Consider the following 12,707-nt stretch of genomic DNA (forward strand, 5'->3'; position numbering starts at 1 on the left):
TACGGTAACAATCCATTTCTGTGTCTTCATTATACACAATAATGTAAGCGCTTGCAATATATTTATATAGTTGATAACCTATTCATCTACAGTCTCGTTCCACCGCTGGCAATCAACTCTTGATACCACTTGAAACTCGCTTTTTTGTATCGCTTAGCGCTACCTTCACCAAAATCATCTAAGTCAACATATACGTAACCATAGCGCTTCTTCATTTCACCAGTACCAGCCGACACAATGTCAATCGGTCCCCATGACAGATAGCCAATAACTGGAATACCATCATGAACAATTGCCTTTTCAACCTCGGCAATATGGGCTGCCAAGTAAGCGATACGATAATCATCATTAACCGTAGGCTGACCATTTGCCTCAACCAGTTCATCGTAGGCACCAAATCCATTTTCAACAATCATGATGGGAAGGTCGGGATACAAATCATTCAATTCATTTAAGGTATAGCGTAACCCCTGTGGATCAATTGACCAACCCCAATCACTGGCTTTAATATTGGTATTTGGCACCGTTTCCCAGTTCGCTGCCTCGTCCAATTCCGAGTCATCATCCTGCTTGGCACGAATCACAGAAGAAGCATAATATGAAATACTCAAATAATCTACCGTACCAGAGGCCAAATCAATAAAATCTTGATCCGTAACATCTGATCGCCAACCCGTACGTTCAAAAAGCTTTTCCATTTCGTTTGGATAAGCGCCACGGATGTGAACATCACTGAACCAGTCACGCTGTTGCCGCGCTTTTTGCACTGCCAGCTGATCAGCCGGCTTTGTGGAAGCTGGATACAAGCTGCCAACATTCAGCATCGCCCCAATCTGAAAATCAGGATTAATCTCATGACCTATGCGAACAGCACGTGCGCTAGCCACCAACTCATTATGTGCGGCCTGGTACATCGCTGCTTGACGTTCTGAGACTGTTGTCTCTGCATCAAATTTCAAACCAGAATTGGTCCAAACCAGAAAATCAGAAAAGCCATTTATTTCTGCTTGATTCGCTTGGTTCGAAATTTCGTTATGCGTAATCCAATAAGTTACTTTGTTGCGATAACGTTCAAACACCACACGCGCATACTTTTCAAAAAAGTCAATCACCTGTCGATTTTGCCAACCACCATATGCGGTAACTAGATGATAAGGCATTTCAAAATGATTTAGCGTGATAACTGGCTCGATACCTAATTCATGCATGGTATCAAACATATCATCATAAAATTTTAAACCTGCCTCATTAGATTCAGCATCATCACCGTTTGGAAAAATACGTGTCCAAGCAATAGAAGTTCTAAATGCTTTGAAGCCCATTTCCGCCATCAAAGCCAAGTCTTCCTTATATGTTTTATAGAAATAGATACCATGATGATTTGGATAGTTTTTGTCTGGTAAGACGCCATCAGTAATCTCACGAGGCTTTTCATGTGATCCTGCCGTTAATACGTCAGCAATCGAAACACCTTTACCATCAGCATCCCAATAGCCTTCTGCCTGATGTGCAGCAATAGCGCCACCCCACAAAAAATCTGACGGTAATTGTAAACCTTTTTTCGTCATCATATCGACTCCTTTATTTAATAATACAATTGTAAGCGTTTTCTTTAGTAAAAAAGGTCAGTTTTTATCATATCTTTGGTCATTTCATGAACCTATACTTCTGCATTGATCTTCAACAATAGATGATAAATCGCACCATATAAATTGGCATCATTGGCAAACTTGCTTGCCCTTATCTCTGCTGGTGTTAGAACAGCTGCGACCATCTCATTACTATGAAACATTTCATCATAAGCGCTTTGTATTGTCTCCGTGACTATTTTTTGGGCACTTATCCCGCCACCAATAACAATGCGATCAACGTCAATAATAGTCTGCAAATTATAAATCAAGTGCGCTATCTCTTTAGCATAATTTTCAAATAGCAGCCAAGCAATTTTATCTCGCTTGTTAATTGCTTCAAAAACAGCATATCCATCGTGCTGATCTGCCAAGTTAAGTGCCGAGGCTACGCGCTCAATCATGTGCACAGCGCTACCACGCCAACCAATCGAATGATGAATATCACCAAGATTACGCGTATCAAACAAAAAGCTCAATTCTCCTGCTTGAAAATGTGTTCCCGAATAGAGTTGCCGATTGAAAATTAATCCCCCACCAACACCTGTTCCTAAAACAACCGCTGCGCCATTTTCAACACCTTTTAAATGCCCTAACCACAGTTCCGCTAAAGCGGCAGCTTTCCCATCATTTTCAACACTCACTGGCACAGGTAAATTTAATACTGTTGCTAAATTCACTTGGTCTAAAAAGCGGAGTGCCCCACCACCATAAATCGTATCATCCGGATGTTTGACTGTCCCTGGTACACTAATGCCAACACCCTTGATTTGATCCCTATACTGCATAACAATGGCACTCAGTTGTGCTAAAAAAACCTCACGGTCCGTTGCTTCTGTCGTAACACTATGCTTTTCAATTAAACGACCTGCCCGATCGATTATGCCATATTTTAAATTTGTACCGCCTATGTCAATTGCTAGATAATTACGATTCATTTTGCGCCTCCTTATTTAGCAGCAAAGCTAGCTGCTTCACGCAACGCATCATCGGCTTGCGGAAAATCACCAACTTTATCCATAAAGGCATGGGTCATGCCATTGTAGCGTACATAATTTGCCTGTCCACCACTTAAACGTACCTTTTCAACAAAAGCTTCTCCTTGAAAACGTAATGGATCATACTCGCCAATAATTGTTAACGATTCAGGTAGTTCTGCTAGTTGCCTATCGTTGGCTAGGAAAGGTGAAAGATAGATACTATTCGCATCGTTTTCTTGAATATATAGCTGATCAATCAACCCCTCACCACCAAAAAATCCAGTCAGATAAGGTAATAATAATTCACGGTCATCATCTGCTACAGGATAACGTGTTGTGTCACTAAACCATTTTTCAAAATGCGTATCGTGTGCCTGATAGGTTACTGGATAAAAAGCGACCAATTTAGTAATCGCATTAACACCAAATGCGCGGTCTAGCAAGCCCAAACCGTAGACAAACCCGCCCCCTGCTGAATCACCCAATACCGTAACTTTATGTTTATCAATTGACCAGCCACTTTGATTTAAGACCCAAATTATCGTTTGATAAGCCTCAATAAATCCTTCCGGATAGGGATGTTCGGGTGCCAAAGCCCAATCAACCGACACAACCAAAACATCAGCTAAATCAGCTAGTGCACGCGCCGGCATATCAACATTGTCTAATGAACCCCCAAAGAAACCACCACCATGATAAAAGAAAATAACTGGTAATTGTTTGTCTAGCAAGGCTGTCTTAACGTACGTGCGTAATTGAACGCCGTAATCCGTTGCTGTATTAGTTATCGTTAGATCATGCGTCGCAATATCTTTTGCATTCGGCCATCCCATCATATCACGTAGGGTTGCAATATCTGGTATATCGCTAGTCTCTTCCGATGTTGAATTACCATGTTGCGAAGCTAATAATTCCTCCCGCGCACGCGGATCTAAAACACCACCATGTTTTTCATTAGGGACCAGCTTGATAATATTCCCACTACCATTATCTTTAATTGCTTTAAACGTTATCATGATTTCATTTCGCTCCTATTCTTTATTGGCTGTTTCTTAGTTGTAGCCATTACCAATTGGATTGCGCCCAAGACAAACAACATGACGGTTGATACTAACATAGTCGCTTTATTGCTCGTCTGGCCAATTATCTGTGTCGTCACTGCCAACACCTGCGGTGACAGAAAAACTGCCACATTTATGCCAACCAGCATCAAAGCAGACGATAGATTAGAAGAACCTTCTGGTTGTACTTCAGCGACTTTACCAAAAATAGCTGGCATCACAATTGGTAAGCCAAAACCAGATATGACAATGCCTATCCAGGTCATAGTAAGTGTACCCGCAGTAGCGATGATACCGATACCGAGTCCTGTTATGATTAAACCAATTGGAATAGTCAAGCGGCGTAGATGTTTATAGATTTGCCCATATAATAGACTGGGTAATAGACCAATTAAAGACATGACGCTTAATTGCGTTGCTGCAACTGCAGCCGTTCCCAAGTGCTGTTCCACTAGAAAACCTGCTAATTTCAGTAATAGTCCAAAGTAAAAAGCAAAGAAAGTTGCAATAAGTAGCACATAACCAACAACTGCCATATTTGTGGTTTCTTTTGCTTTAATTGGTGCCGTATCACCTGTCTCAGTCACCACCGGATTCGTAAATTGGTCAATTTTTGTAGCAAACAAGCCAAATAAGACAAGCGGAATCACAAACAACCAATTGACATTAAAGGCAACTTGCCAGCCACTACTAATTAGTAGGCCAACTACAAAAGATGCTAACGCATTGCCAACTGTCCCCACAGCGGACTGAAAGCCCAACATCGTTTGTCTTTCTTCGCCTTCATAGACAGCCATGATTAGACTATAAGCCAAGTTGTTAAATAAGCCAACACCAACACCTAGTAGTAGACGGGAAATAAAGACAATCACGTAATCGTTAATGAATACGGGGACTAAACCTGCTAATAGCGCAATTATCAACCCGATTAACGTAGTCCGTCTCGCACCAAGTCGCTTAATAATCCACGAACTGGCTAAAACTGTCAGCAATAAAGAAATGGTCGGTAGTGTCGTTAACATCTCTACCTGAGTTGATGGATATTGCTTGAAAGTTGCAATCATAGCTGGTAAAGCAGTTGATACAGCGGTTGTGACCGTCAAAACCAAAGATATCGATAAAATCGATATTTTGAATAAAAACGAATTCTGAACAGATGAACTCATGTGCTATTCCTCCATAATTAAATTAAAAAAACGCTTCAACACAATTATTGTAAGCGCTTTCTTTTAAATTTATAGCACAATTATTACTGTTTTTAAGTCACTTTCTGAACTGCTGACGATAACTCTTAGGTGAGGTGCCATACTTTTTCTTAAAAAGTCGTTCAAAAGATTTAACATCACCAAAACCAGTGGTATCAGAAATCCAACTCATTGATTTATTCGTGTTCATCAAATATTGGTAAGCTTTATTTAAACGCACAGCCTGCAAATAAGCCAATGGTGACATTTGCAACTTGATTTTAAAGTAGCGAGATAAATAACTTGTCGAAATATCGAAATGTTCGGCTACCGCTGCTACCGTTAACCCATTATAAATGTGTGCCTTGATATAAAATAAGATTTTATACAGTCGTTCATCAACAGTCTGAATAAGATGTGGGTTAATCCCAAATTCACGATTGGAAAAATGCATCACCAGCTCATCTAAAATATCGTATGCTAACCGCGTAATTCTCAAATAATTCATCGGATCATGGCGGACAGTATAATGCATTGCATATAAATAATCGACTAACTCGGTACTCTCAACAGCACTGACATCATTTGGGTGCGTAGCAAAAACAATCTCAGAAGCCTGAGGTAAAGCCGCGCGTAAAAAATCAGGATTAAAAAATAAAGTAAAAGCTTCTGTTCCTGGTTTTTGTATCGGGACGCTATGCACACTGCCTGAGTTAATGACCAACACATCTCCCGTTTTGGTGTGATAAGGTCGTCCATCGACTGTAAACTGATCAATATGACCATTGACAGTCAAACTTAACTCTAGCTCTTCATGCCAATGCTTTGGTACGTCTTGTTGTAGGCGATCACTTTCATGAATAAGCCATTGTACTGGCAAATGTAAGGACTCATGCTGGACAATTTCGTGTTTAAAAGCGTCACTCGTAAGATTTCCTGGCATGTATGACATATTATAATGACCTCCAAACTAACATATGGCCTATCATAACACATTTTGAAAGCGGTTACACCGTCTTCCAACTAACCAGTTACATTGAAACTCAAAAAAAATAACGGCGCATACGCCGTTATTTCACCATGGCTTGTCGCCAGTCAATTTTACCAAATTCATCAACATTAATATGCTGTAACAATTTAGCGATTGTATAATTTTGTAGTCGTTTCTTAAAGTCAGCTTCCGCATCATTAAAAACTGTTAACACATCATCAACTGCGACTTCCAACGCTTGTTGTACATCTTCAACTGGCTTATTAGAAGCTTGATTCAAAAAAATACGGTCTGCAAGTTGTGTGGAATGTATAAAACTGCCATCACCTTCAATAGCCTCATACACATCTAGTAACGTAATATCAGCAATCGAACGGGCTAGTTTAAAACCGCCTTCTTTACTAGCAATGGCCTGTACAATACCTGCAACCACTAACTTACGCATTGTTTTTTTTAAATAAGACTCTGATACCTCTAAACGGTTACTTAATAAGTAACTTTTAATAGGTAATTCATCTTTTTGTAATGCCAGCATGACCAATACAACTAAACTTTGCTCAACAGCATTTGACATTTTCATAATTTTCTCCAACTCTAGTCAGTTACTAATTCCTCACCACCCCAAAATAGTGGGTTATGCTTTAACTTCCACTGGTAAACGCCCCAAGTCAATACCATAGATACAATACCAACAATAAGTAGGATAATCAAGTCATTTGTGACACTACCACCAATAGAAATCACTTCACGGAATGCATGCACTGAATACGTCATCGGTACCCAAGGATGAATCGTTTGGAAAAAATTATTTGATAGTTCTATTGGATAAGAACCAGCACTTGCACTGAGCTGCAGTACTAACGCAATAATCATTAGGCCAGATCCTAACTTACCAAACATAATACTAAATAGTAAGACAAGTTGATTGAAGGCAAAGGCTACAATCAAGGCTGTGAGATATAGCATCCCAACATTTTTAGGTTGTAACCCGTCAACGAGTAACAATAGGGTTGTAATAATAATGGCTTGCGCAATCCATACCGGCATATTCACAGTTTGCTTATCTGCCCACCAAGCAAAACCATTTTTTGGTCGTTTAGCAACCGTCACGAAATCATAAATTGCACTGAATGTAATCATGCCAACGAACAGACCAACAGACATCATATATGGCGTCATACCTGTACCATTATTGTCTACTTCAGAAAGGTTCGTTTGGTTACTTTTAACTGGCTGTGTCAGTGCACTAACATTAGCCTTATCGTTATGCACTTTGTCTAATTTAATGGCACCATCAGCAAGTTTTTGCGCCAATGTTTGTGTTCCATTTTGCGCCTGTCCGAGTGCTGACACAGCTTGTTGAGTCCCTGTTGTGAGTTGCTGTGCGCCCTGATTAAGCTGACCTGCACCAGCATTTAATTCGCCATTTTTAGCTACTAACTGACCTAAGCCACCATTAAGTTGATTCACACCGTTTGCCAACTGTGCATTTCCATCAGCTAGCTTGTTTGCGCCATTATTGAGTTGCGCTGAAGCTGAGCTAACCTGCTGTTGCCCGTTGTTTAATTGTTCGGCGCCACTGGCCAATTGGTTAGCTGCGGGTACAAATTGCTGAGAAAGCAACTGGCTCACTTGCGTTAAGCTCCCATTTAACTTGGTAATGGCTTGCTGATTACCAGCTTGAGCAGCTGACATGCCAGCTTTAAGCTGTGGTAATTGTTTTTTAAACGCGTCTAACTGCGGTATTAATGCTTGCAACTGAGTTAAATTAGTCTGCAATGCTTGTGCTGCTTGACCACTTTTGGCAAGATTGCCTTGTAAACTTTGTACCGTAACACCAAAATCTTGCGCAATCTTTGGTTGTTGTTTTAAGAAAGTTTGAAAACTGGGCTCTTTCATTAATTCAGCTATTTTCTGTGCATCAACGCCAGCGCCTGTCAGTCCGTCTTGCAACGCAGTACCAGCCTGTGTCAGCCCGTTACTATCAATTGCATTCTCCGGCAATTGGATGTTATTGACTTGTTGCGTTAAAGTTGCTAAACCAGCCTCTAATTGCTTAATTTGTGCCGCCCCATTAGTCTGACCTGTCGTAATCCCGTCGCTTACTTCTTGTAATTTGCGAGCTAATTCTTGCGCGCCACTAGCTAATTGTTGGCTGCCTGCTGCAAGTTTCGGTGCGTTCTGTGCGAGTTGAGATGTTCCGGAAGCGAGCTGATTTGCGCCAGTTGCCGCGGCACCAGCACCATTAGATAACTGATTAGAGCCTGTATTGGCCTGTGACACACCATTCGTATATTGTGATAAACCACCTGCTAATGTTGATGACCCATTCGTCAGCGCCTGGGCCCCATCGTTTAACTTCTGACTACCATCTGCTAACTGGCCGAGACCATTATTAAGCTGAGTTGCCCCGTCAGCACCCGCTTGGAAACCTTTTTGTGACGACTTTGTTGCTGATAAAATCGTTTCATTATAAACTTGCTGTAATGAGCGATTCACACTCGCTTTAATCTTATCCGCAGCCGAACTCGTCATCTTTTCAGCAATAAAACTTTGACCGGCATTTTGCGCGATATCAATTTTAGCATATTTAGGATCGTTGCTGAGCAATGTGCCAGCATTATTAGTGAAATCACTAGGAATCGTGATTGTCATATAATATTTACCTGACTTTAAACCATCTTTTGCTTTCTGAGAGGACACTTCACTCAGTTTCAAAGGCTTTTCCCGTAACAGTTTATCGGTCAAATCTTGTCCCAAATGCTGTGTTTTACCATTAATATCGGCTGCTTGATCATTGTTGACAACGGCCACCGGTAGGTTATCTATTTTGCCATAGGTATCCCATAGGGAAGACAAAAAAATCACTGCATAAATACTTGGGATAACCGCAATCCCAACAAGCAATAATTTCAGACCACGTAATTTACTAATACGTTGCCACTCTGCACTTTGCCAAAACTTCATAAAACGCCTCTTTTTCGTGTACTTATTTTATCTATGGATATATTATATACACGGATAAAAAGAAATGCAAACAAAAAAGCAAAATTTCTTTTGCTTTCTGAAAACAAATATTATTTATTCATAGTATGAGACTTTTTTCGTTTCAAAATTAATAATATCATGAACAAAATGATGAGCAAAGCAATCATAGCAAAAGCAATAAATAGTATTGTCTGGTTGTTAGTATTGGCAGCAAGGTCAACATCTGATTGATTCAAGGCATGGGCTTCTTGACGTTCTATAGTAAATTTTCGGGAAAAGTGCCAAGTTTTAGGTGTTTTGTACGCTGTTCCAGTAACAGTAGCCTCTATACGATATTTCCCCGGCTGCATAGGCGTGCCTTGTAACGATACTGGATATTTAAATTGACTATTGGGTGCAATTTGCATATCCGATTTCATTGATGAATATACTGGCTTTTTACCCATTTCAGAATAAATTTTAGCATTGACCTGAACGTTGGACATCAATAGTGGTTGATCATTTTGAAAACTGACATTCAGTACATTATGACCATTATTCTGACCTGGAGTCACCCTCTGTAAATTAATATTAGGTTTAACCTGACTATCAGACTCCTTTAACACCATAGCCACAGCGTAGGCATATCTATTCTGAATACTTGCCCCACGACTCAGCTCAACGCCGTCACTATCTGCTTGATTAAACGTAATACCACCAAGTAATATTCCATTGAATAGGTCGTTTGGCATCGTGATTTCAAAAGAAACATCCTGTGACTTACCGGCATCTACTGTGACTAATTTTGGATATCTAATCATATCGCTTAATTTGTATTTCAGTGAGTTATCCCAACTATTGGGCGCTTTAGAATAATCAAGTGACCCGTTTATTGTTGTTGAAGCAGATTGTACATTTATAGCTACTTTTGTTTCTTTTTGGGTAATATTATAAATTGTAGCCGTGATTGTTTGCTTTTGACCAGGTTGCATTTTAAGTTGATAAAAATCATTATTTTTATCAATCTGATTATCAGGTAAGTTAGTTTTAACAGTAAACGATAAACCTGAACTAGTTGATGTGCTATCAGCTTTTGCAGTGACTGTATTAATCATGAACATACCTAAAAATAGTACTATCACTGCTACCATAGTGTACAGCTTTATTGCTAATTTCATAGTTATTAAAGTATTTAGTTTCCAGCCGTAGGGGCTAGAGCTAATGTCCATGTTATATCGGAGTTGTAAGTCGCTTCAGATTGTGTATTTTTAGGTACATATAATCCCACACTAACAGCAGCATTACTCTGATTACCGGCTGTCAACAAATGTGTGCCATTAGTTGCTTTAACAAGAATATTTGACGTGCCGTCAGCAGCCATAGTGTAAACTGTCTCGCCAGATGTAGCATTGGCTGCTGTATTTTGTGTATTCATTAGGCTGGCAAATTTATCACCCAATGATACGGGTCCTGCCACAGGTGTATTTGTTGCTGCTGTGACATCCTGATCCATCATATTACGAAAAATTAATGATGCTCCGTCTAATTTATCATTAGCATTCTTCGTATTAGTAAATGCACCTACGCTAACACCCAGGGTCCATTTACTACTATTTTTTGAACGTAAATCTGATACCTGAACAAAGTTAGGACGACCTTCAGCTTGTGTATTCGCGAAGAACACTTTATCACGAATTTGATTGACTTTATGAGTGTTAAAATTAAAATTAGGCACGTATGATAAATAGAGTCCGTTATCGATATTATCTGTTTTATTAACTGTACCATCTGTGGTCCCCGGTGTGAACTCTTTCGAATTATCATTAGGATCTAAAACTTTAATCCCATCTGTACTTTTTTCAAATGTCACTGTTCCGTTCGAATGACTAGACAAAGTGTCAGCTGATATTTGGCCTACAGATAAAAATGTAGTAGACAGTAGCGTGCCTAATATTAACATGTTACGTGTATTTTTAATCATTTTATTCCCTTTTCCATACAATTATTGATATTGTAATTACACAAAATCTCCAATTTAAATTGGAATATCCGCTATGCCAAAATGCAAGATTATCATTTAAAAATGTCACTATAGACACAAAAAATCAGTATGACAAAGCATTTTAAAGCCTTTTCAGCTGTTATCTTTAAGTTGTATTATAGTATCCATCTAGGGGTTAATTCTATTTGTTAGTCGACTAGGAGATAGTGTCCATGTAAAACCAGCCGTATAAGTTCCCATATTAAGCTGACTATCCTGTGCACCAATGTTCAGCTGCCATTTATCAAACGCAAATTGATTTTCTTTTCCTTGACTATACAATGTTTTTATACCACTAGTTGTATCATTTTTCACCTTGAACATGTAAACATCTTTCGCATTAGCAGAACCATTTGATGGCACTTGAATAGTCTCTCCCGGTTCAAGTTTTAGACTACCAGCATTCGAACCCAATTTAGCTGGTATATCTATTGATGTACGTGTTAATTGGTTCTGCATTTCATTCGTTGTAAAAGGTTGTGTCCATGATAAAGTAAGATAAAATGGTAACTTTACAGTACTCGACAAATTACGTGTATCTTTAACCTGCATGATACCGGAAAAATCACCATTGATGTTACGCAACTGTTCTGATAATGCGCCACCGTCTTCAAAATGATTATTGACAGATTTAAGTGTCCCAAATGATACGCCAAAAGTATTAGTGACCCAAGATAAACTGCCTTCTTCTGGCAAATTATCTACCGGAAATAGAACACCTTGATCTGCACGTAGCTTACCCCAATGATAATTAACGGTATCAGAGGCTATGCTGCCATGAAAATCGCCTAAAATATCGACTGCAGCTTGGGGTGCCAGAATACTTCGTACTGGCGTAGTGAAGGAATCATTCATCCCGATTCTCAAGCCACCGGTGTATGCTGACGATGTATTGGAAAACGTAAACATCATAGGCAATTGTACATCACGCCATTCATTTTCGTTACCAAAGCGAATGGACTGTAAATCAATTTGCGACACACCATCGGTATTAATAGCAAATATTATCTTTTCTGCTTTTCCCAGTCCTTTTAAAATGACTGTACGTCGATAATCTAAATCTCGAGCCGATAACGAGATAATCTTTGTTCCATTAGCTGCGGTTGCTACGTTAGAGGTGTCTATCGTAATTCTTGGCCAGTACCATGGATCCTCCGTTATTATCGGCTTAGAAATTCTACTTGCTTGGGTAATAATTGTTTTGGCATTACTATCCAACTGCGCAAATCCTCGGTCAAAATCCAAATATTTATGTGACTCGGTGTCTTGATAAAGTTGCGATTGAGAAACATTATTGACTAACTGTTTTAAATTTGAGGGTCCGGCCTCAATTTGCATAGCATTATTTGCTCTCACAATTTTAAATGATGAACCAAAAACAAACTTACTGGCCTGATTAATATGTAGCCAAGAAGCAGTATTGGTGATGCTATTTTGAACATAACTAATACCTGTTTTCCCGTTCAGAAATGATCCATATGTGTTTAGATTTTGAGTAGCAATGTTGCCATCGAGCATCTGTCCGCCATTAATGTTCAAATTGCGAGTAAATAGCAAAAAAGGTTGCGCTATATTCATCGCATTTGTGGAATCTGTGGTAATATTTGAAAAGTCTTCTTGCCATGAGCCACCATTTTTTAATGGTAATTTATCATAAGCACTAACCGTACCAATAGGGCATAGAAATATGATGACTATGGCGAGTTTCAATATATATTTTTTCATTTTACCGCCTCACAATACCCATAGTCTACCACTGATTATATCATAATTTTTATGACTCACTAAAAACCCTATTCATTGTGTATTTACCATAAAAAAAATGCCAGACTTAATAAATAAATCTGACATATTG

Annotated in this window: 10 protein-coding genes; all 10 read right to left on the minus strand. The window is 39.2% G+C overall.

Features of this window, described 5'->3' with window-relative positions; genetic code table 11:
- Positions 1 to 86 precede the first annotated feature (86 nt).
- The 10 genes from FGL72_RS07880 to FGL72_RS07925 all read right to left on the minus strand — a co-directional run bounded on the left by FGL72_RS07880 (position 87) and on the right by FGL72_RS07925 (position 12,577).
- The gene (locus FGL72_RS07880; RefSeq protein WP_146992897.1) at positions 87 to 1,571 is read right to left on the minus strand and encodes a 6-phospho-beta-glucosidase; all 1,485 of its coding nucleotides are present in this window, start codon (positions 1,569 to 1,571) and stop codon (positions 87 to 89) included.
- A gap of 89 nt (positions 1,572 to 1,660) precedes the next feature.
- Positions 1,661 to 2,566 carry an ROK family protein gene (locus tag FGL72_RS07885; protein WP_146992900.1) on the minus strand — a complete coding sequence of 302 codons (906 nt, stop codon included), beginning with the start codon at positions 2,564 to 2,566 and terminating at the stop codon, positions 1,661 to 1,663.
- 11 nt (positions 2,567 to 2,577) lie between these two features.
- Positions 2,578 to 3,624, minus strand: coding sequence for an alpha/beta hydrolase fold domain-containing protein (locus FGL72_RS07890; RefSeq protein ID WP_004908572.1), 1,047 nt, complete (start codon positions 3,622 to 3,624; stop codon positions 2,578 to 2,580).
- Entirely contained in the window at positions 3,621 to 4,835 is a 1,215-nt protein-coding gene (locus tag FGL72_RS07895) for an MFS transporter (RefSeq protein WP_004904579.1), read from the minus strand. The genes FGL72_RS07890 and FGL72_RS07895 overlap by 4 nt, the downstream gene beginning before the upstream one ends.
- Before the next feature lie 97 nt (positions 4,836 to 4,932).
- Positions 4,933 to 5,805, minus strand: a complete 873-nt coding sequence (locus FGL72_RS07900; RefSeq protein ID WP_004904580.1) for an AraC family transcriptional regulator — start codon at positions 5,803 to 5,805, stop codon at positions 4,933 to 4,935.
- A 118-nt stretch (positions 5,806 to 5,923) separates the two neighbouring features.
- Entirely contained in the window at positions 5,924 to 6,424 is a 501-nt protein-coding gene (locus tag FGL72_RS07905) for an RrF2 family transcriptional regulator (protein ID WP_004899654.1), read from the minus strand.
- Positions 6,425 to 6,438: 14 nt separating this feature from the next.
- Positions 6,439 to 8,811: a YhgE/Pip domain-containing protein gene (locus tag FGL72_RS07910; RefSeq protein WP_146992902.1), complete on the minus strand. Its 2,373-nt coding sequence runs from the start codon at positions 8,809 to 8,811 to the stop codon at positions 6,439 to 6,441.
- Positions 8,812 to 8,921: 110 nt separating this feature from the next.
- On the minus strand, positions 8,922 to 9,989 hold the full coding sequence (locus FGL72_RS07915; protein ID WP_170167804.1) for a WxLIP family cell surface protein: 1,068 nt from the start codon (positions 9,987 to 9,989) through the stop codon (positions 8,922 to 8,924).
- 14 nt (positions 9,990 to 10,003) lie between these two features.
- A complete protein-coding gene (locus tag FGL72_RS07920) occupies positions 10,004 to 10,792 on the minus strand; it encodes a WxL domain-containing protein (RefSeq protein ID WP_133285983.1) in 789 nt (262 codons plus the stop codon).
- 189 nt (positions 10,793 to 10,981) lie between these two features.
- Positions 10,982 to 12,577 carry a WxL domain-containing protein gene (locus FGL72_RS07925; RefSeq protein WP_146992904.1) on the minus strand — a complete coding sequence of 532 codons (1,596 nt, stop codon included), beginning with the start codon at positions 12,575 to 12,577 and terminating at the stop codon, positions 10,982 to 10,984.
- Positions 12,578 to 12,707 lie beyond the last annotated feature (130 nt).

The organism is Leuconostoc citreum (genome assembly GCF_007954785.1).
GTDB lineage: Bacteria > Bacillota > Bacilli > Lactobacillales > Lactobacillaceae > Leuconostoc > Leuconostoc citreum.